General features: G+C 72.6%; 18 protein-coding genes. 17 read left to right on the forward strand and 1 reads right to left on the reverse strand.

Annotated elements, in window-relative coordinates; all coding sequences use genetic code 11:
* Positions 1 to 17 precede the first annotated feature (17 nt).
* The 15 genes from ACGFI8_RS02070 to dapB all read left to right on the forward strand — a co-directional run bounded on the left by ACGFI8_RS02070 (position 18) and on the right by dapB (position 16,786).
* A complete protein-coding gene (locus ACGFI8_RS02070; RefSeq protein WP_392799613.1) occupies positions 18 to 323 on the forward strand; it encodes a YlxR family protein in 306 nt (101 codons plus the stop codon).
* A gap of 159 nt (positions 324 to 482) precedes the next feature.
* Entirely contained in the window at positions 483 to 3,551 is a 3,069-nt protein-coding gene (infB, locus tag ACGFI8_RS02075) for a translation initiation factor IF-2 (RefSeq protein ID WP_392798621.1), read from the forward strand.
* A 99-nt stretch (positions 3,552 to 3,650) separates the two neighbouring features.
* A complete protein-coding gene (locus ACGFI8_RS02080) occupies positions 3,651 to 4,037 on the forward strand; it encodes a hypothetical protein (protein WP_392798623.1) in 387 nt (128 codons plus the stop codon).
* A gap of 170 nt (positions 4,038 to 4,207) precedes the next feature.
* Positions 4,208 to 4,504: a DUF503 domain-containing protein gene (locus tag ACGFI8_RS02085; RefSeq protein ID WP_392798625.1), complete on the forward strand. Its 297-nt coding sequence runs from the start codon at positions 4,208 to 4,210 to the stop codon at positions 4,502 to 4,504.
* Positions 4,505 to 4,628: 124 nt separating this feature from the next.
* Complete coding sequence (gene rbfA, locus ACGFI8_RS02090; protein ID WP_392798627.1) at positions 4,629 to 5,123, forward strand: 30S ribosome-binding factor RbfA; 495 nt, start codon at positions 4,629 to 4,631, stop codon at positions 5,121 to 5,123.
* Between the two features lie 416 nt (positions 5,124 to 5,539).
* A complete protein-coding gene (locus ACGFI8_RS02095; RefSeq protein WP_392799616.1) occupies positions 5,540 to 6,535 on the forward strand; it encodes a bifunctional oligoribonuclease/PAP phosphatase NrnA in 996 nt (331 codons plus the stop codon).
* Positions 6,536 to 6,791: 256 nt separating this feature from the next.
* Positions 6,792 to 7,193 (forward strand): hypothetical protein, encoded by a 402-nt coding sequence (locus ACGFI8_RS02100; protein ID WP_392798629.1) that lies wholly within the window; start codon positions 6,792 to 6,794, stop codon positions 7,191 to 7,193.
* On the forward strand, positions 7,190 to 7,408 hold the full coding sequence (locus ACGFI8_RS02105; protein WP_392798632.1) for a DUF6186 family protein: 219 nt from the start codon (positions 7,190 to 7,192) through the stop codon (positions 7,406 to 7,408). The genes ACGFI8_RS02100 and ACGFI8_RS02105 overlap by 4 nt, the downstream gene beginning before the upstream one ends.
* Positions 7,409 to 8,293: 885 nt before the next feature.
* The gene (locus ACGFI8_RS02110; protein ID WP_392799618.1) at positions 8,294 to 9,580 is read left to right on the forward strand and encodes an MATE family efflux transporter; all 1,287 of its coding nucleotides are present in this window, start codon (positions 8,294 to 8,296) and stop codon (positions 9,578 to 9,580) included.
* A 168-nt stretch (positions 9,581 to 9,748) separates the two neighbouring features.
* Positions 9,749 to 10,639 (forward strand): tRNA pseudouridine(55) synthase TruB, encoded by an 891-nt coding sequence (gene truB / locus ACGFI8_RS02115; protein WP_392798635.1) that lies wholly within the window; start codon positions 9,749 to 9,751, stop codon positions 10,637 to 10,639.
* Positions 10,640 to 10,704: 65 nt separating this feature from the next.
* Positions 10,705 to 11,652: a bifunctional riboflavin kinase/FAD synthetase gene (locus ACGFI8_RS02120; protein ID WP_392798638.1), complete on the forward strand. Its 948-nt coding sequence runs from the start codon at positions 10,705 to 10,707 to the stop codon at positions 11,650 to 11,652.
* A 107-nt stretch (positions 11,653 to 11,759) separates the two neighbouring features.
* Positions 11,760 to 12,029, forward strand: coding sequence for a 30S ribosomal protein S15 (rpsO, locus tag ACGFI8_RS02125; protein WP_392798641.1), 270 nt, complete (start codon positions 11,760 to 11,762; stop codon positions 12,027 to 12,029).
* A gap of 244 nt (positions 12,030 to 12,273) precedes the next feature.
* A complete protein-coding gene (locus tag ACGFI8_RS02130; RefSeq protein WP_392798643.1) occupies positions 12,274 to 14,658 on the forward strand; it encodes a polyribonucleotide nucleotidyltransferase in 2,385 nt (794 codons plus the stop codon).
* 3 nt (positions 14,659 to 14,661) lie between these two features.
* Entirely contained in the window at positions 14,662 to 15,984 is a 1,323-nt protein-coding gene (locus ACGFI8_RS02135; RefSeq protein ID WP_392798645.1) for a M16 family metallopeptidase, read from the forward strand.
* Between the two features lie 43 nt (positions 15,985 to 16,027).
* On the forward strand, positions 16,028 to 16,786 hold the full coding sequence (gene dapB / locus ACGFI8_RS02140; RefSeq protein ID WP_392798647.1) for a 4-hydroxy-tetrahydrodipicolinate reductase: 759 nt from the start codon (positions 16,028 to 16,030) through the stop codon (positions 16,784 to 16,786).
* A gap of 98 nt (positions 16,787 to 16,884) precedes the next feature.
* Here the strand turns inward: dapB and ACGFI8_RS02145 are convergent, their stop codons facing one another.
* The gene (locus tag ACGFI8_RS02145) at positions 16,885 to 17,517 is read right to left on the reverse strand and encodes a GNAT family N-acetyltransferase (RefSeq protein WP_392798649.1); all 633 of its coding nucleotides are present in this window, start codon (positions 17,515 to 17,517) and stop codon (positions 16,885 to 16,887) included.
* Between the two features lie 225 nt (positions 17,518 to 17,742).
* Between ACGFI8_RS02145 and ACGFI8_RS02150 the strand changes: the two genes are divergently transcribed.
* Positions 17,743 to 19,059 carry a glycosyltransferase 87 family protein gene (locus ACGFI8_RS02150; protein ID WP_392799620.1) on the forward strand — a complete coding sequence of 439 codons (1,317 nt, stop codon included), beginning with the start codon at positions 17,743 to 17,745 and terminating at the stop codon, positions 19,057 to 19,059.
* 151 nt (positions 19,060 to 19,210) lie between these two features.
* The gene (locus ACGFI8_RS02155) at positions 19,211 to 20,425 is read left to right on the forward strand and encodes a winged helix-turn-helix domain-containing protein (RefSeq protein WP_392798652.1); all 1,215 of its coding nucleotides are present in this window, start codon (positions 19,211 to 19,213) and stop codon (positions 20,423 to 20,425) included.
* Positions 20,426 to 20,445: the final 20 nt, after the last annotated feature.

The following is a 20,445-nucleotide window of genomic DNA, read 5'->3' on the forward strand; positions in this document are numbered from 1 at the left end:
GCACGCCCCCGGCTGGCATGCCCGCGATTCCGGCTACGCCGGTTCGCACCTGCATTGGATGCCGGAAGCGTGCGTCATCCTCCGAGTTGCTGCGATTTGTCGCGATCGAGTGCGGCCCTGGCCAGTTCAGGGCTGTCCCCGATCCGGCTCGCAGACGGCCGGGTCGGGGAGCGCACCTGCATCCTGATCCGGCTTGCCTCGCGCTAGCGGAGCGTCGGCGCGCCTTCGGGCGGGCTCTGCGCCTCACCGGGGTCTTCGACACCGGTCCGCTGGCCGAAGCCGTCGCCTCGGTGGCGGTGACGGAGCCGGAGCATATGCAGTGACCGGAACCGCCGGTGGTGGGAGCGCGACGCCCCACCCGGAATACGCAAGGTAGGACGACGGACATGAGCACACGATGAAGTCCCTGAGATGACCAGGCTTCAAGTGCACGAGTGAGGTCGGAGCGGAACTTGCCGCCCGGCCTCGAGGTGAGGAGTGTAGTGGCAGGCAAGGCCCGCGTACACGAGCTGGCGAAAGAGCTCGGGGTCGAAAGCAAGACCGTGCTCGCGAAGCTGCAGGAGCTTGGCGAGTACGTGAAGTCCGCATCCAGCACGGTCGAGGCGCCAGTGGCGCGCCGGCTGCGTGCGAGCTTCGAAAACGGTGGAGGATCCGCCCCGGCGCCCTCCGCGCCTCCTGCGCCGGCTCCGTCGGCACCGTCGGCACCCGCTCCGGCGGCCCCGCGCCCGACGCCGTCCCCGGCAGCCAAGCCCTTTGCGCCCCCGAAGCGGCCCCAGCCGCCGGCGAGCGGCGGACCAGGTGGTTCCGGAGGCGGGGGCGGCCGTGGCCCCGTTCCCGGCCCACCGCGTCCGACGCCGCCCGCGGTCCGGCCGACGAGCGCGCACGACATCGAGGTGGCGGCCGCTGAGCAGCGCGCCGCCGCGCTGAAGGCTGAGCAGGAAGCGACCATGAAGGCCGCCCAGCAGGCCCGTCAGCGTGAGAACACCCGGCGCGACACGCCTCAGCCGCCCAGCGGCGGCGGCCCCGCGCCCACGCCCGGGCCGCGCCCGGGCCCGGCCCCCGGTCCGTCCGGCGGCGGTGCGCCGACCCCGTCCGGGCCGCGGCCCGGCCAGGGCCCGCGTCCCGGTGGCGGCCGGCCGCCGGCCCGGTCCCCGGGCAACAACCCGTTCGGCGTCTCCGGCGGCGCGACTCCGCGCCCGCCGTCGCCGGGCAACATCCCGCGGCCCAACCCGTCCTCGATGCCCCCGCGGCCCAACCCGGCCTCGATGGGCGGCCCCCGGCCCAACCCGTCGCAGATGCCGAGCCAGCGGCCCGGCCGCCCCGGCGGCGGCCCGGGCGGTGACCGTCCCGGTCGTCCGGGCGGTGGTGGCGGCGGCTTCCGCGGCGGCCCCGGTGGTGGCGCCGGTCGTCCCGGCGGTCCCGGTGGCGGCGGCGGTGGCGGTGGCTTCCGTGGCGGTCCCGGCGGTGGTGCCGGCGGTGGCGGTGGCTTCCGTGGCGGTCCCGGCGGTGGTGGCGGCGGTGGCGGTGGCTTCCGTGGCGGTCCCGGCGGTGGTGGCGGCGCGCCCGGCGCGGGTGCCGGCACTGCCGGTCGCCCGGGCGGTGGCGCGGGCGGTCGCGGTCGTGGCGGCGGCGCCGCGGGTGCCTTCGGGCGTCCGGGCGGCCGGCCGACGCGCGGGCGCAAGTCCAAGAAGCAGCGCAGACAGGAGTTCGACAACCTCTCCGCGCCCACCATGGGCTCGGGCGCCCCGCGCGGGCAGGGTCAGGCGATCCGCCTGCCGCAGGGTGCGTCGCTGTCGGACTTCGCCGACCGGATCAACGCCAACCCGGGCTCGCTCGTCCAGGAGATGTTCAACCTGGGCGAAATGGTGACGGCCACCCAGTCGTGCACCAACGAGACGCTGCAGCTGCTCGGCGAGCACCTCGGCTTCGACGTGCAGATCGTCAGCCCCGAGGACGAGGACCGCGAGCTGCTGGCCCGCTTCGACATCGACCTCGACGCCGAGGTCGACGAGGAGCGCCTGGTCATCCGGCCGCCGGTGGTGACCGTCATGGGTCACGTCGACCACGGTAAGACGAAGCTGCTCGACGCGATCCGCCAGACGAACGTCGCGGCGGGCGAGGCCGGCGGCATCACCCAGCACATCGGTGCCTACCAGGTCCGCGTCGAGCACGACAGCGAGGACCGCGCGATCACCTTCATCGACACCCCGGGTCACGAGGCGTTCACCGCCATGCGTGCCCGCGGTGCGCAGGCCACGGACATCGTGGTCCTGGTGGTCGCGGCCGACGACGGCGTGATGCCTCAGACGATCGAGGCGCTCAACCACGCCCAGGCGGCCGAGGTGCCGATCGTGGTCGCGGTGAACAAGATCGACAAGCCCGAGGCCAACCCGGCCAAGGTGCGGCAGGAGCTCACGCAGTACGGGCTGGTCGCCGAGGAGTACGGCGGCGAGACGATGTTCGTCGACATCTCGGCGAAGAGCCGGATCAACATCGACGGACTCCTCGAGGCCGTGCTGCTCACCGCCGACGCCGCGCTCGACCTGCGCGCGCCCGTCGACGGCCCGGCCCAGGGCATCGCGATCGAGTCGCACCTCGACCGCGGCCGCGGCCCGGTCGCCACCGTTCTGGTGGAGAAGGGCACGCTCAACGTCGGTGACTCGATCGTCGCCGGTCGCGCCTATGGCCGCGTCCGCGCGATGCTCGACGAGAACGGCAAGCCCGTGCCGCACGCGGGTCCGGCCCGTCCGGTCCTCGTGCTCGGCCTGACCTCGGTGCCCGGCGCCGGCGACACGTTCCTCGCCGCCGACGACGACCGCACCGCGCGCCAGATCGCCGAGCAGCGGCAGGCCCGCCGTCGCGCGGCCGAGATGGCGGCGCGCACCGGCCGGGTCACCCTGGAGACGCTGTTCGACCAGCTCAAGCAGGGCGAGAAGACCACGCTCAACCTCATCCTCAAGGGTGACGGCTCGGGCTCGGTCGAGGCGCTCGAGGACGCGCTGGTCAAGATCGTCGTCTCCGACGAGGTCCAGCTGCGGATCATCCACCGCGGTGTCGGTGCGGTCACGCAGGACGACGTCAACCTGGCCAGCGCCTCGGACGCGATCATCATCGGGTTCAACGTGCGGGCCGAAGGCCGCACGCGCGACCTGGCCGACCGCGAGGGCGTGGAGATTCGGTACTACACCGTCATCTACCAGGCCATCGAGGACATCGAGTCGTCGCTCAAGGGCCTGCTCAAGCCGGTCTACGAGGAGGTCGAGCTCGGCCAGGCGGAGATCCGCGAGGTCTTCCGCTCGTCGCGCTTCGGCAACATCGCGGGCTGCATCGTCCGCACCGGCCTGATCCGGCGCAACAGCAAGGCGCGCCTGATCCGCGACGGCGCGGTCGTGTCCGACAACCTCACGATCGCCGGCCTGCGCCGTTTCAAGGACGACGCGACCGAGGTCCGCGAGGGCTTCGAGTGCGGTATCACGCTCGGCAACTACAACGACATCCAGATCGGTGACGTGATCGAGACGTGGGAGCTGCGCGAGAAGCCGCGGACCTGACGCCTTGAGGAAGGGGCCGTGGATCACCGATCCACGGCCCCTTTTGGCATGCCGATCCGCTCGACGGGGTGGCCCGGCGGGCGTAACGTCGCTCACATCATGGATCTGTCCTGGTGGTCGATCGAGGTCCGCGACGGCGAATACCCGGCGCGGCAGTGGCGCGACTCCTACAGCGCCGCCCTCATTGAGTCCGCGGTGACGCACGGCGCCCGCGACTGGTCCTGGCGCTCCGAGGACTTCGGCGTGGTCTTCGAGATCGGTTTCGCCGACGCGGACGACTGGCAGCGCTTCCGGCAGCTTCCGGCGGTCGTGGCCGCCCTCGACGCGGTGGCACCCCACTCGCTGTATGTGTACCGCGGCCGCGGTGGCAGCGCGGGCGCCGCCGAACCCCGGCGACGCGGCCCGCTCCCGGCCGCGGGCGCCGCCACGCTGCCCGTGGAGCCCGAGCCACTCATCGTCGCCCGGCCGCCGCTGCTGGTCGCCTGAGGCGCTCCCTCGGCTCTTCTTCGTTTTTGTTTCGTTTGTCATGTTCCGCCCGTGCTCTCGGCCTTCGTTGTGACATTTCTGATATGTCTGCATGAATATGGCAATACCTGTTCGGGCGCCGCGAAAAATCCGGCGGCGGAGAGCGGGGCGAGCGGATAGGATCTTGCGCCGTGTACACCGGAACCGCGGTCTTCGACCTCCTCCTGCCCGATGACTCGCGATCGCTGAAGGCCAAGCGCTCGTACGTGCGGCCCCTGATCGCGCACCTGCGGAAGTTCGAGGTCTCCGTCGCCGAGGTCGGGGCCCTGGACCTCACCGGGCGGACCGAGGTGGGCGTCGCCGTCGTCGCCGCGGAGCCGGGGCACGTGCGCGAGGTGCTCGACACCTGCGAGCGCGCGGTCGCCGGGCGTCCCGAGTTCGAATTGCTCTCCGTGCGCCGTCGGTTGCACGGCGACGACGACGAGTAATCCTGACTTCTCGACGCGGCTCCACCGGTGGGGCGCGGGTACTGTCAAGGCGTTGGTCAGATCTTCAGGTCCCCGGCCGGCCACAAGGCCACCGGCGGGCCGTTTGGCTGCGGAGGTGTTCGAGATGACGGATCCGGCGAAGGTGCGGCGGCACGCGGAGCGCGTGCGCGAACTGGTCGCATCGGTGGTACGGACGCAGATCAAGGACCCCCGGCTCGGCATGATCACGATCACCGACGCGCGGATCACGGCCGACCTGCGCGAGGCGACCGTGTTCTACACGGTGCTCGGCGACGCGGCGGCGCAGGCCGGCACCGCGGCCGCCCTGGAGAGCGCCAAGGGCCTGCTGCGCTCGACCGTCGGCAAGGCTCTCGGCCTGCGGCACTCCCCGAGCCTCACGTTCGTGCACGACGACGTGTCCGACCACGCCAAGCACATCGACGAGCTGCTCGCCAGCGCGCGCGACGCCGACGCCGAGGTGCAGCGCCTCGCGGCCGGCGCGCACTACGCGGGCGATCCGCAGCCGTACAAGCTGGATGACGAGACGGACGGCGACGTCGACGACCTGGGAGCCGACGGCGCCGACGACGAGGTGGTCGTCGGCCAGGACCGGCGGTGACCGGGCTCGCGCCCGGCAACGCACCGGGCGCGGGCCCCGAACTCGACACCTTCCCGGGCCGCCCGGCCGGGGAAGCGCCCGCTCCGGACCCCGTCCTCGCGACCGCCCCGAAACACGCCCGCGCAGACGCGCCCCAGCACGCCCGGGCGGACGCGCAAGAGGGAGCTCCAAGCGCCCACGCGGGCGCGCCCTGGCCTGGCCGTGCGGACGCGCAAGACGCCGTCTTGAGCGCCCAGGTGGGCGCGCCCTGGTCCGGTCGCGCGGACGCGCAGGACGGAGCTTCTAGCGACCGCGCGGGCGCGCAAGACGCCGTCTCGAGCGACCGCCCGGGCGCGCGATCGGCGGCGCCGGGTGGACGCGCGGGCGCGGGCGGGCAGCGGCCCGACGAGGCCGAGTGGGACGCGGCCGTCGCGGCGCTGCGCGGGCTGCCCGCCGAGGCGCGCGTGCTCCTCGCCTGCCACGTGAACCCCGACGGCGACGCTCTCGGCAGCATGCTCGGCGTCCTGCTCGGGCTGCGGCGCGTCGCGGGGGAGCTCGGCATCGGGCACCTCGCGGCGACGTTCCCCGGGCCGATGCGGCTGCCCGCGCCGTTCGACACGCTGCCGGGCGCCGGGCTGCTCGTCGCGGAGGAGGACGCCGACCCCGCGCCGGACGCGATGCTGGTCTTCGACGTGGCGAGCATCGAGCGGCTCGGCGGGCTCGCCGACCGCCTCCGCGCGGCGCCCGTCGGCATCGTCCTTGACCACCACGCGTCCAACCCCGGGTTCGGCCGCATCAACCTCGTAGACCCCGCGGCGGCCGCGACGTCCGTGCTGTCGGACGGGCTGTTGCGGCGTCTTGGCGTACCACTGGATCCGGAAATCGCCGAGTGCCTCTATGTGGCGCTGGCCACGGACACCGGCTCGTTCAAGTTCGCCTCGACGACGCCGGCCGTGCACGAGCTCGCGGCGCGGCTCATCGCGACCGGCATCCCGGTGGGCGAGATCTCACGGCGACTGTTCGACACGCGGCCGATCGGCGCCGTGCGGCTGTTCGGCGTGGCCCTCGCACGCACCGTGCTCGAGCGCGAGGGCGCGGGCGGGCTGGGGTTCGCCTGGACGTACCTGACGCTCGACGACCTCGCCGCGCACGACCAGCCGCCGTCCGCGGTCGAGGCACTCATCGACACGGTGCGCAGCGTCGCCGAGGCGGACGTCGCCTGCGTGGTCAAGCCCGTCCGCGCGGGGGAGTGGTCGGTGTCGCTGCGCAGCAAGGGCGCGGTCGACGTCAGCGCGGTCGCGGTCGCGCTGGGCGGCGGCGGGCATCGGTTCGCGGCCGGCTTCAGCGCCGGCGGTACCGTGGCGGACGTCATAGCCGCCATCCGCGCCCTGCTGCCCGCTCCCGCGCGGGCCCCCGGCAACGGCCAGGACTGACTCGGCGGCGCCCGCGCCCCGCCGCCTGCGCTCTTACGCGTCCTCGGCGCGACGTTAGGGTCCGCGTCGCATTCGGCCGCTCCCGCGCTCCCGCGCGTGCGCTGGGTGCGCTTCCTGGTGGTGGCGTCCGCGTGGTGGCGTCCGCGCGCTGCCACCCGTTCCGCGCGGACCCCGGCGCGCGTCAGGGTCAATTCCGGGAGAATCTCCGGGCTATAACGGCTGGCCCGTCGGCATCCGCTGCGGTGACAATCGATAGATGGACCGACCCGAGCTTGCTGCGGAGGTCGACCGGGCCTGGGCCCGGCCGGTTGTCCTCACTCCCGTGTTCGCCCTGATCGCACTCGTCGGCGGCGCCCTACCCTCCTTCAGCCTCCGGGCCAACCTGCTGGTGCTCGGCGTCGGCGGCGCGCTGTTCTGTCTCGGTGTGTCGGCCGCGCTGCCGCGCCGCCCCGCGCCCGCACGGCTCTCGCGCCAGGCCGCGTGGTGGCTGCTGCCGCTGCTGCTGTTCGGTGTCGTCGAGGGCGCGACGTTCCTCAACGGCTCGCACGCCTACCCGACGCTGTCCCGCCTCGCCGACCCGGTGCTGGAGCACTACTGGGCCCGCGCGGCCGCGTACTTCGGCTGGCTGTGGGCCTTCTGGGCGATGATGCGCCGATGAGCACCGGTCAGCTGCTCGTCGCCGCGCTGTTCAGCGTCGCGCTGGGGCTCTTCGCCGCGGTCGAGATCGTCGCCCGCCGCGAGGGATCGCGCATACCGAGCCTCGGCGACGTGTGTGGCGTCGTCATGCGATACCGCGTCGGGCCGCTGCCAGTCGGCCGCATCGCGATGTTCGGCTTCTGGTGGTGGCTCGGCTGGCACTTCCTGGCGCGCTGAAACCCACGGCGACCCCGCGCCCGGGCCTGGACAGACTGGATCCCGCGCCGTGCCGGACGTGTCCGCGCCGAGCCCCCGTGGGCGCATTCCCACCCCGCAGCCGACGTCGCCGCGCCCCCGCGCGACCGTGCCGCGCCCCGCGCGACCGCGGCTGTGGTCTCTACGTCTGCGGCCGCCGCGGCGACACTCGGACGCGCTGCGCGTTAGGCGTCCGCGCGAGGGCCCGTGACGCGTCCGTGCGAGGGGCGGTTTGACGCGTCCGCGCCGAGGCCCGTGACGCATCCGCGCCGGGCTGAGCAGGGAAATCGATCGTGACGCGTGTGCGACACGCCGTTCCAGATTTCGGGATATCGTCGCACATGCTGGAACTGAACGATAACTTAGTCGGCATGCGCACAGTACGGATTCTTCGCTGCCCGCCCCGGGTCGCCCGCTTCTGACAGCGGACACCGGTGGCGGGCGAACGGCCCGATGCAACATGCCGCCGGAAGCGAGGAACCAAGTGCGCAGCAACCCGTGTAAACAGGCCGACACCACCCACGTCGGTCTCCTTGCCGTGCGTTGCGCATGTCTACCGGTGACCCCGGCGCGACCGAGCACGCAACGACCATCAGCACCATGCAACAGAGGAGACCAGCGTCATGTCTGACCCGCAGAAGCCCCAGCCCAAGCCGCAGGAGCCGGCCACCGACACCCGTGAGCGCGCCCGCGCCGCCCTGCAGATGTCGATGGACCGCCGCGGCTGATCCGCTCAATCGACACAAGCTCCGGGAAGCCGGGACGCCCCCGCACTGACGTCACGGTTTCCCGGAGGTTGTGCCGGTAAGCGTCGCTCCGGTCCTCACACCTTACGATGACCGGGTGACGGTAGATCAGACCTCCACGATGCGCCGGGTCGCCACGCTGGCGGTCCCGGCGCTCGTGGTGCTCGCCGCCGAGCCGCTGTACGTGCTCGTGGACACCGCCGTCGTCGGCCACCTCGGGCGCACCCAGCTCGCCGGCCTGGCCCTCGGCGGCTCCGTCATGTCGTTCGCGGTGTGGCTGGGGACCGTCCTGGCGTACGGCACCACGGGGCGCGCCGCCCGCCGCTTCGGCGCCGGACAGCGCGTCGCCGCCGTGGAGGAGGGCGTCCAGGCGTCCTGGCTCGCCCTGACCGGCGGGTTGGTCATCCTGCTCGTGATCGAGGCCGTCGCCGGGCCGCTCACCCGCGCCCTCGCGGGCGGTTCGGGCGACGTCGCCGACAACGCCGCAGGCTGGCTGCGCATCGCCGCGCTCGGCGCGCCCGGGCTCATGCTCGCCACCGCCGGCAACGGCTGGATGCGCGGCGTGCAGGACACCCGCCGCCCGCTGTACTTCGTGCTCGCCGCCAACGCGCTCTCGGCCGCGCTGTGCCCGCTGCTGGTGTACCCGGCAGGCCTCGGCCTGACCGGCTCCGCGGTGGCGAACGCGACCGCGCAGACCGTCGTCGGCGTGCTGTTCGTCCGCGCGCTGGCCACCGAGCGGGTGCCGCTGCGGCCCCAGCCCGCGGTCATCGGCCGCCAGCTCGCGCTCGGGCGCGACCTGCTGCTGCGCGGCGCGGCCTTTCAGGCCTGCTTCCTGTCCGCCTCCGCGGTCGCCGCGCGCTTCGGCGAGGCCGCGCTCGCCGCGCACCAGATCGCGATCCAGCTGTTCTTCTTCACCGCCCTGGCGCTCGATGCGATCGCCATCGCCGCGCAGTCACTCGTCGGCGCGGCGCTCGGGGGCGAGCGCGTGGCGGAGGCCCGCCACCTCGCCCGCCGCATCACCGTCGCGGGCCTCGTCGCGGGCGCGGCGTTCGCGGTGCTCGTGGCCGCGGCCCTGCTCAGCGTCCGCCCGTGGTTCGGCGCGGACGCGGAGGTGTACACCGAGGCCCGCCACGCCTGGTGGTTCTTCGTCGCGATGATGCCCGCGGCCGGCGTCGTCTTTGCCCTCGACGGGGTGTTCCTCGGCGCCGGGGACGTGCGCTACCTGCGCAACCTCACGCTGGTCAGCGCCCTCGGCGGCTTCCTGCCCGGCATCTGGCTGGCATACCTGCTCGACTTCGGCCTGCGCGGCGTCTGGGCCGCCCTGACGCTGTTCATCGCGCTGCGCCTGGCCGGCCTGCTGTACCGCCTCGCCGGCGACGGCTGGGCGGTCGCCGGCGCCGTGCGGTGACCGGCCGCGCTTCCAAGCCGGCCCGTCCGCTCCTAACCCGGCCCGCGCGGGCCCGAGCCAGCCCGTCCGCTCCCAAGCCGGCCCGCGCTCCCAACCCCGGCCCGCGCGCCCTCGCCCCAACCCGGGAGCGCGCGGAGGCGGTCCGGCAAGAACGCTAGGGTGTCGCGCATGGCACAGAAGACGGCGACCCAGGGCGGCCTCGTCGTCGTCGACAAGCCCGGCGGCATGACGTCGCACGACGTGGTGTCGCGCATGCGCCGCATCGCGCGGACGCGCCGGGTCGGGCACGGCGGCACCCTCGACCCGATGGCCACCGGCGTGCTCATCATCGGCGTGGAGAAGGCGACGCGGCTGCTGACATACGTGATCGGCAGCACCAAGCAGTACACCGCCACGATCCGCCTGGGCGAGTCGACCGTCACCGACGACGCCGAGGGCGAGGTCGTCGCGCGCGCGGACGCGTCCGCCGTCACCGACGCGTCGATCGCCGCGGCGGTGGCCCCGTTGCGCGGCGACATCCTGCAGGTCCCGAGCGCCGTCTCGGCCATCAAGGTCAACGGCGTGCGCTCGTACCACCGCGTCCGCTCCGGCGAGGAGGTCGAGCTCGCCGCCCGTCCGGTCACCGTCTCGCGCCTGGACGTCCTGGCGACCCGCCGCGCGGGCGCGTACATCGACCTGGACGTGGACGTGGCCTGCTCGTCCGGCACGTACATCCGCGCCCTCGCCCGCGACCTGGGCGCCGCGCTCGGCGTCGGCGGCCACCTGACGGCGCTGCGCCGCACCGCGGTGGGCGCGTTCACCCTGGCCGAGGCGGCCACGCTGGACGAGCTCGCGCAGCGCCCGGACCCGGTGACCCTCCCGCTGCCGGCCGCCGCGGACCGCTGCTTCCCGCGCCGCGACGCCACCGTCGATGAGGCGAGGACGCTCTCGCACGGCGGCCCGCTGTCCCCGATCGGCATCCCGGACCCGTACGCGGTCTTCGCCCCCGACGGCACCGTCCTGGCGATCGTGCGCGAGCGCGAAGGCAAGGCCCGCCCGGAGATCGTCCTCGTCCCGTGACCACCCACGGCGCAACCCGCCGCCGGCGAACGGGCGGGCCGGGCCGAGGCAGTACGCTCGGTGGCATGCAGCGGTGGCGGGGAACGGAGGCGGCGCCCGGCGGTTGGGGGCGCGCCGTCGCGACGATCGGCGTGTTCGACGGCGTCCACCGGGGACACCAGCAGATCATCGGCCACGCGGTGAAGCGGGCCGGGGAGCTCGGCGTGCGGTCGGTCGTCATCACGTTCGACCCGCACCCCTCCGAGGTGGTGCGGCCCGGATCGCACCCCGCGGTGCTCACCGAGCCGGGGCGCAAAGCGGAGCTGATCGAGGCGCTGGGCGTCGACGTGCTGTGCGTCATCCCGTTCACGGCCGAGTTCTCCCGGCTGACGCCCGAGGAGTTCGTGCACGACGCGCTCGTCGAGCACCTGCACACCGCACTGATCGTGGTGGGGGAGAACTTCCGGTTCGGCCACCGGCAGGCCGGCGACGTCGAGCTGCTGCGCCGGCTCGGGCGGACCTTCGGCTTCGCCGTCGAGGGGGCGCCGCTGGTCGCGGACGAGGGGACGGTGTTCTCCTCGACGTACATCCGAAGCTGCGTCGACGCGGGGGACGTCGTGGCGGCGGCCCGCGCGCTCGGGCGGCCGCATCGCCTCGAGGGCGTGGTGGTGCGCGGCGACCAGCGCGGCCGCGAGCTGGGCTTTCCGACGGCTAACCTGCTGGTCCCGGCCAACGCGGCGGTGCCCGCCGACGGCATCTACGCGGCGTGGCTCAACCGCGACCGCGACGGTGCGCGGCACCGGGCGGCGGTGTCGATCGGGACGAACCCCACCTTTTCCGGCAAGGAGCGGCGCGTCGAGGCGTTCGTGCTGGACTTCGAGGGCGACCTGTACGGCGAGCGGGTGAGCCTCGACTTCGCCGACCGGCTGCGCGAACAGCGCACCTACCAGGGCGTCGAGCCATTGATCGCGCAGATCGCGGAGGACGTCGCGCAGGCGCGGGAGGCGCTGGCCAGCGGTCCGATGCGGGACTGAAGAGGTCTGTCTGTTAGCCTTGGATTGACGCCGGGTGACTGGCGGGGGTCAGGCTGCCTGCACGACGCCGCGGGGGCCGGCCGATGAATCCACGGTAAAGGGAGAACATGGCGCTCGATTCTGCGCAGAAGACCGAGATCATGTCGAAGTACGCGACCGTCGAGGGTGACACCGGCTCGCCGGAGGTCCAGGTCGCGATGCTGACGAAGCGGATCGCGGACCTCACCGAACACCTCAAGCAGCACAAGCACGACCACCACAGCCGGCGCGGCCTGCTGCTGCTGGTCGGCCGTCGCCGCCGGCTGCTCAACTACCTGCAGCGCAGCGACATCGCCCGCTACCGCTCGCTGATCGAGCGACTCGGTCTGCGGCGATAACGACGCACCGGCGGGGGAGAGGCGACAATTCGCCGCTCCCCCGCCGAGTAGTGACACACTGGAATGGCAGCGCCCCGCCGAGCGGGTCGGCGCACCGGTCCTCGGTAGTGGCTTCCGGGCAGCCCATGAACGGGCCCTGAACGGGCCCCATGAACGGGCAAGGCCCCGTGAGCTTCGATCGAAGACCGGCCGCAGACAGCTCCGCCGAGGGCGAACCACGACCCAAAGGGAGCAACAAACCAACATGACCGAGCAGAACACTCTCGGTACGCACAGCAGCACCGCGGTCATCGACAACGGCTCGTTCGGCACCCGGGAGATCACGTTCTCCACCGGGCGGCTGGCGCGCCAGGCGGCGGGCTCGGCCCTCGCCCAGCTCGGTGAGACCGTGGTCCTGTCCGCGACCACCGCCGGGAAGCAGCCCAAGGACCAGTTCGACTTCTTCCCGCTGACGGTGGACGTCGAGGAGCGCATGTACGCGGCCGGGCGCATCCCCGGCTCCTTCTTCCGCCGCGAGGGCCGGCCCAGCGAGGACGCGATCCTCACCTGCCGGCTCATCGACCGGCCGCTGCGCCCGAGCTTCGTCAAGGGCCTGCGCAACGAGGTCCAGGTCGTCGAGACCGTGCTGGCCCTCGACCCGGCGCACCCCTACGACGTCGTGGCGATCAACGCCGCCTCGATGTCGACCAAGCTGTCCGGCCTGCCGTTCTCCGGCCCGATCGGCGCGACCCGCATGGCGCACGTCGACGGCCAGTGGGTGGCGTTCCCGACGATCGAGGAGCTCGGCCGGGCCACCTTCGACATGGTCGTGGCCGGCCGGGTGCTGCCCGACGGCGACGTGGCGATCATGATGGTGGAGGCCGAGGCCACCGAGCACACGGTCGGCCTGGTCGCGGGCGGCGCGCCGGCGCCGACCGAGGAGGTCGTCGCCGGCGGCCTGGAGGCGTCCAAGCCCGCGATCCGCGAGCTGTGCCGGGCGCAGGCCGAGCTGGCCCAGGTGGCCGCGAAGCCGGTCCAGGAGTTCCCGGTCTTCCTCGACTACCAGCCCGACGCCTACGAGGCCGTCGCCGTCGCCCTCAAGGACGAGGTCGCCGAGGCCTTGCGCATCGCCTCGAAGGCGGAGCGCGAGGAGGCCCTCGACCGGATCAAGGAGGCCGCGTTCCAGCGGCTCGCCCCGCAGTTCGACGGGCGCGAGAAGGAGATCGGCGCCGCGCTGCGGTCGCTGACCAAGAACGAGGTCCGCGCCCGCGTGCTGCGCGAGCAGGTCCGCATCGACGGCCGCGGCCCGCGCGACATCCGGCCGCTGACCGCCGAGGTGCAGGTCCTGCCCCGGGTGCACGGCTCGGCGCTGTTCGAGCGCGGCGAGACCCAGATCCTGGGCGTCACCACGCTGAACATGCTGCGCATGGAGCAGACGCTCGACACGCTGGCGCCGGAGAAGTCCAAGCGCTACATGCACAACTACAACTTCCCGCCGTACTCCACCGGCGAGACCGGCCGGGTCGGCGCGCCGAAGCGGCGCGAGATCGGCCACGGCGCGCTCGCCGAGCGGGCCCTGATCCCGGTGCTGCCGGCGCGCGAGGAGTTCCCCTACGCGATCCGGCAGGTGTCGGAGGCGCTGGGCTCCAACGGCTCGACGAGCATGGGTTCGGTCTGCGCCTCGACCATGGCACTGCTGTCGGCCGGCGTGCCGCTGAAGGCGCCGGTCGCGGGCATCGCGATGGGCCTGATCTCCGACGAGGTCGAGGGCAAGACGCAGTACGTGACGCTGACCGACATCCTCGGTGCCGAGGACGCGTTCGGCGACATGGACTTCAAGGTCGCCGGCACCCGCGACTTCGTGACCGCGCTGCAGCTGGACACCAAGCTCGACGGCATCCCGTCGGACGTGCTGGCCAGCGCCCTGCAGCAGGCCCACGACGCGCGGCACGTCATCCTCGACGTGATGGCCGAGGCGATCGAGTCGCCGGCCGGCATGAGCCAGTACGCGCCGCGGGTCACCACGGTCCGCATCCCGGTCGACAAGATCGGCATGGTGATCGGCCCCAAGGGCCAGACCATCAACGCGATCCAGGACGAGACCGGCGCCGAGATCAGCATCGAGGACGACGGCACGATCTACGTCGGCGCGACCGACGGTCCGTCGGCCGAGGCCGCGGTGGAGCGGATCAACGCGATCGCCAACCCGACCATGCCGAAGGTCGGCGACAAGTTCCTCGGCACCGTGGTGAAGACGGCCGCGTTCGGCGCGTTCATCTCGCTGCTGCCCGGCCGCGACGGCCTGCTGCACATCTCCAAGGTGGGCAACGGCAAGCGGGTCGACAAGGTCGAGGACTTCCTCAACGTCGGCGACAAGGTCGAGGTGCAGATCGCGGACATCGACAACCGCGGCAAGATCTACCTCGACAAGGTGCTGGCCGAGGGCGAGGCCCCGGCGGAGCCGGCCGAGGGCGGCGAGCGCCCGCCCGCGCGCGACCGGGGTGACCGGGGCGACCGCGGCCCGCGCCGGGAGCGCGGCGACCGGGGCGAGCGCGCCCCGCGCCAGTCCTCCGCAGACGAGGCCGCCCCCGCCGGGGAAGAGGGCGGCGAGGGCGCGGAGTTCCGTCGCCGGCGTAGTCGGCACAGCTGATCCATGGCGAGCCGAGCGCTGACCCAGACGCTGTCCGCCGACCCGCTGGGCGGCACGGTGCGACGCACCGTCCTGCCCAACGGGCTGCGGATCCTGACCGAGTCCATCCCGTCGATGCGCAGCGTGTCGTTCGGCGTCTGGGTCGGCATCGGTTCGCGGGACGAGACGCCCACGCTGTCGGGCGTCTCGCACTTCCTCGAGCACCTGCTGTTCAAGGGCACCAAGCGGCGCACCGCGCTGGACATTTCCGCGCAGATCGAGGCGGTCGGCGGGGAGACCAACGCGTTCACCGCGAAGGAGTACACGTGCTATTACGCGCGGGTGCTCGACGCGGACCTGCCGCTGGCCATCGACGTCCTCTGTGACCTCGTCACCGACTCGGTGCTGACCGAGGCGGACGTGGAGACCGAGCGTGGCGTGATCCTCGAGGAGATCGCCATGCACGACGACGAGCCCGGCGACGAGGTCCACGACGTCTTCACCGAGGCGGTGTACGGCCACCACCCGCTCGGCCGGCAGATCTCCGGCACGGTGTCGAGCATCTCGGCGCTGAGCCGCAAGCAGATCGACGGCTTCTACCGCCGGCGGTACCGGCCGGAGACGATGGTCGTCACCGCGGCCGGCAACCTCGACCACGCCAAGGTCGTGCGGGCCGTGCGCGCCGCGTTCGCCGAGGCCGGCTGGGGCGACACACCGGCCGTGCCCGCACCGGGGCGCTCCCGCACCACCCGGGTGCCGACCCGCTCCGGGCAGATCGTGGTGCGCAACAAGGACACCGAGCAGGCGCACCTGGTGCTCGGCTGCACCGGCTACCCGCGCCAGCACGACGAGCGCTTCGCCCTCGGCGCACTCAACAACGTGCTCGGCGGGGGCATGTCCAGCCGGCTGTTCCAGCAGATCCGCGAGCAGCGCGGGCTGGCGTACTCGGTGTATTCCTTCACCTCGCAGTACAGCGACACCGGTCTCTTCGGCGTCTACGCCGGCTGCGCCCCGGGCAAGGTCGAGGAGGTCCTCGCGATCACCCGCGACGAGCTCGCCCGGGTGGCCGACGAGGGCGTGACCGATGCCGAGGTCGAGCGCGGCAAGGGCATGCTCAAGGGCGCCGTCGTGCTCGGCCTGGAGGACACCGGGTCGCGGATGAGCCGCCTGGGCAAGGGCGAGCTGCTGTACGACGAGCTGCTCTCCGTCGACGACATACTGCGCCGCGTCGACGAGGTCACCCCGGAGCAGGTCCGGCGGGTGGCGAAGGAACTGCTCACTCGCCCGATGTCCCTCGCGGTGATCGGCGACGTCGAGGACAGGTCGTTCACCGACGCCCTGAGCTGACCACCCTGCGGACGGCGCCGCCCGACCCGATAGGTTGGGCGGCGTGAGTGCAGAGGTGGAGCCGATCCGGGTCGGCGTGCTGGGCGCGCGCGGCCGCATGGGCACCGAGGTGTGCCGAGCCGTCAACGCGAGCGACGACCTGGAGCTCGTCGCCATGGTCGACGACGGCGACTGGCTGTTCAACGTGTCCGACGCGGGCGCCGACGTCGTCGTGGACTTCACCACCCCCGACGTGGTGATGGATCACGTGCACTGGTGCATCGACCAGAACATCAACGTGGTCGTCGGCACCTCGGGCTTCACGACGGCACGCCTCGACCAGGTGCGCGGCTGGCTCGCCCACAAGCCGGACGTCGGCATCATCATCGCCCCGAATTTCGCGATCGGCGCGGTGCTGATGATGGAGTTCGCCGCCCGGGCCGCCCGGTTCTTCGAGTCCGTCGAGATCGTCGAGATGCATCACCCCAAGAAGATCGACGCCCCGAGCGGCACGGCGCTGCGTACCGCGCAGGTGATCGCCGAGGCCCGGGCGGCCGCGGGGCTGGGCGCGGTCCCGGACGCGACCAAGGACGAGATGGCCGGCGCCCGCGGCACCGACGTCGAGGGCATCCGGGTGCACGCGCTGCGCGCCACGGGGCTCGTCGCCCACCAGGAGGTGCTCTTCGGCGCCGCGGGCGAGACCCTCACCATCCGGCACGACTCCTTCGACCGGACGTCGTTCATGCCGGGTGTACTGCTGGCCGTGCGCTCCGCGGTGCGGCGCCCGGGCCTCACCGTCGGGCTGGGTTCCCTGCTCGGCTGAGTCTCGCCCGGTCCGGCTCGATGCGGTTTCGCGCCGATTGACCCGGACCGGGCGCCCACATCGTGGGAACTGGCGGCTCCAATTGGGTCGCAACAGCGTCACGCGCCGATAACAGGATCCTCGGAAGCCTCTTCAAGCGACACGTGCCAGCGGATCTGCGGGATCAGCAGATCATCGACGTCGAGCGATCGGCTGGCCCCGTCCGGGGCCCAGCCGGCGCTCTGCAGAAATCGACGCGTAACACGGTCGTCAGCGAACGTCCACGCAAGCGCTGTCGTGAATCCGTCAGTTCGCCACAAATCCACACTTGCCGCCAGCAATCGGCTGCCGTGGCCGCGCCGGCCCCAGCGGGGCTCCACCAGCAGGTCCGTGATCGCTGCAGTGGCCTTGAATGCCTTGTCAAGGGCGGTGTGATGTTCGTCCGGGGCGAGGGCGGTGTCGTCTGCCGGACCTGACGCGGCAAAACCGACGACGTATGCTGATTCGGGTCTTGCGTCCGGCTCCGGGGCGGGCGAATCGATCTGTTCGACTGCCACCAGCACCCGGTGCGCAGGACTTGGCGGCTCCGCGATTGCCTCCCGCCACCTGCGGGTAATCCAATCCTCGTCCAGCTGGTCGAGGATATGTTCAGGCAACAGGCGCCGATAGGCGACCCGCCAGGTCGTGAGTTGGATGCGCGTGATCTCGACGACGTCGTCGAGTCGCGCCGGACGGACGAACCCGAGCGTCATGAAGCACCAGCGTACGGATTTTGTGTGAAGGGCAACTCGGCGGGGTAGCGCCGGCTCGTCACAGTTGGACCGGCGGGACCGTTGAGGCTGCTGGAACTCAGTGGGCAGCGAGCGAGTGGGAGGGCAGAACAGGTGGCGGAGCGAGGACGGGTCGCCGTTTCGACGGCCGTCCGGCCCAAGCTGCGGCCCGGCGTCAAGCTGCGGCCCGGGGTCAGGAAGACGCTCATGGTGGTGGCCGTCTGGGCCGTCGTGTGGGCGTTCCTGTCGGTGGCGGCGGCGCACAACGGGTTCTTCGATCTCAAGGTCTACTACGGCGCGATGGACTACTGGGTCAACCGCGGCGGGGACATCTACGACTACCTGACGCCCGGCACGCCGTACGGCTTCACCTATCCGCCGTTCGCCGCCGCGCTGATGACGCCGATGTCGCTCATCGGCTGGCACACCGCGATCTTCATCAGCGTGACCATGAACGTGCTGGCCATGCTCGCGATCCTCACCTGGCTGCTCGGGCCGGTCATCAAGCGGCAGGGCTGGTCGTTCTGGTTCGCGATGGGCATCGCGATGGCCCTCGCGGCCGCGTTCGAACCGATCCGCGAGACGGTGAACTTCGGCCAGGTCAACATCCTGCTGCTGTTCCTCGTCGTGGCCGACGTGCTGGTGCTGGTGCGTGGTGGGCATCGCCTCGGCGGCCTGGGCATCGGCCTCGCCACCGCCATCAAGCTCACCCCCGGCGTGTTCATCGTCTACCTGCTCATCACCCGGCGCTGGCGGGCCGCTGCCGTGTCGGCCGCGACCGCCACGGCCGCGACCTGGGCCGCGGCGACGTTCGCCCCGGACGCCTCGCGGGTCTTCTGGACCGACGCGATGTGGAACACCGACCGGGTCGGCTCCCCGACGTTCGTGTCCAACCAGGCGCTCACCGGCCTCGTCGGGCGGCTCTTCAACCCCGACCCGATGAAGCCGCTGTGGCTGCTGCTCGTGCTGATCACCCTCGCCGTGTGGTACTGGCGTGCCCGCCGCGCGGTCAAGGCCCGCGACGAGGTCGCCGGCCTCGCCCTCACCGGCCTCGTCGGCTGCATGGTCAGCCCGATCACCTGGATCCACCACCTCGTGTGGGTGCTGCCCGCGATCGTGGTGCTGTTCGACTACGCCACCGACCGCTCGCTCGACCCGCGCCGCAAGCGCAACCTCGCGATCGCGTTCGGCTTCTCGTTCGCGCTGCTGTGCAGCCGCACCCCGTGGGCATTCCACGCGAAGTTCGACGGGCTCGGCCTCATCGGCAGCAACGCGTACATCCTGCTCATGATCGGGTTGCTGTTCGGCCTGCCGATCCGCGAGCCCGCCGGCACCGGCGCCGCGCAGGGCCCTTCAGGCGACCCCGGCCGCTCCAGCGGCCCGGCCGTCGAGGACGTACCGGACCTCCTCGAGATCGACCGGAAGGTCACTGCCGCGTTCGACGCGAAAGACCCCGGCGGCTCCGTCCGGCGCGAGGCCGCCGCCTCGGGCGTGGAACGGGCGCGCCCGCTCGTCGGCGCCTAAGCCCCACAGACGCACAGGGAAAGCGGCCCCGCGCGGCGAGTTCGCGCGGGGCCGCCGCCATGAGCGGGCCGGCCCGCTCCTGGTGCCCCAATGGTCCGGATCCGCGCAGATCGTCCCGACCGATTTTTGTCGTACCCCCCGGATAGCCTCCATGGCGATGACCGAGTACCTGACGCTCACCCAGGCCCGGCGGGTCGCCCTCGCCGCACAGGGCTTCGCCGATCGCGCCCCGGCGGGCGAGCCGGAGCGCCGCCACGTGCGCCGCGTGCTGGAGCGCACCGGCCTGCTGCAGATCGACTCCGTGAACATCGTCCAGCGCGCCCACTACCTGCCCGCCTACAGCCGCCTCGGCCCCTACGATCCGGCCCTGCTCGACCGGCTCGCCTACCGCCGGCCGCGGGAGCTGTTCGAGTACTGGGCGCACGAGGCCTCCCTGGTCCCCGTCCGGCTGCACCCGATGCTGCGCTGGCGGATGCGCTCCGGCGCCGCGTGGGGCCGGGTCGTCCGCATCGCCCGCGAGCAGCCCGACCTGGTCCGCTGGGTGCTCGAGGAGATCCGCGCCAAGGGGCCGGTCAGCGCCGCCCAGGTCGAGGGCGACCTCGTCCAGCCGCGGCGCAAGGACCACTGGGGGTGGAACTGGTCGGACACCAAGACGGCGATCGAGTGGCTGTTCTACTCCGGCGAGGTCAGCGTCGCCCGGCGCAACTCCTCGTTCGCCCGGGTCTACGACGTGCCCGAGCGCATCCTGCCGCCCGAGGTGATCAACGCGCCCACGCCCGAGCCCGCCGACGCGTTCCGCGAGCTGGTCCGGGTCGCCGCCCGCGGCCTGGGCGTGGCCGCCGAGGCGGAGCTGCGCGACTACTTCCGGCTGCCGCTGGCCGGGGCCCGCACCGCGATCGCGGAGCTGGTCGAGGCCGGGGAGCTGGTGCCGGTGGAGGTGCAGGGGTGGGCGCCGCGGGCGTATCTGCACGCGCAGGCCCGCATCCCGCGGCGGATCGGCGCCGCGACGCTGGTCAGCCCGTTCGACCCGCTGATGTGGGAGCGTGGCCGGGTGGAGCGGCTGTTCGGGTTCAACTACCGGATCGAGATCTACGTGCCGCCGTTGCAGCGGCTCTACGGGTATTACGTGCTGCCGTTCCTGCTGGGCGACCGCCTTGTGGCCCGGGTGGACCTGAAGGCGGACCGGAAGGCGGGGGTGCTGCAGATCCCGGCGGCGTGGGTGGAGCCGGGGGTGAAGGCGCCCGGTGAGGTGGCGGCGGCACTGGCGGCGGAGCTGCGGCGGTTCGCTGGGTGGCTCGGTCTCGACGCCGTCGAGCTGCCGCAGCGCGGGGACTTCGCCGAACGCTTGGGTAAGGAGCTCGTCTGAAAATCCTCGCGGCGTCCGTG

It is taken from the genome of Dactylosporangium sp. NPDC048998 (genome assembly GCF_043197855.1).
Taxonomy (GTDB): domain Bacteria; phylum Actinomycetota; class Actinomycetes; order Mycobacteriales; family Micromonosporaceae; genus Dactylosporangium.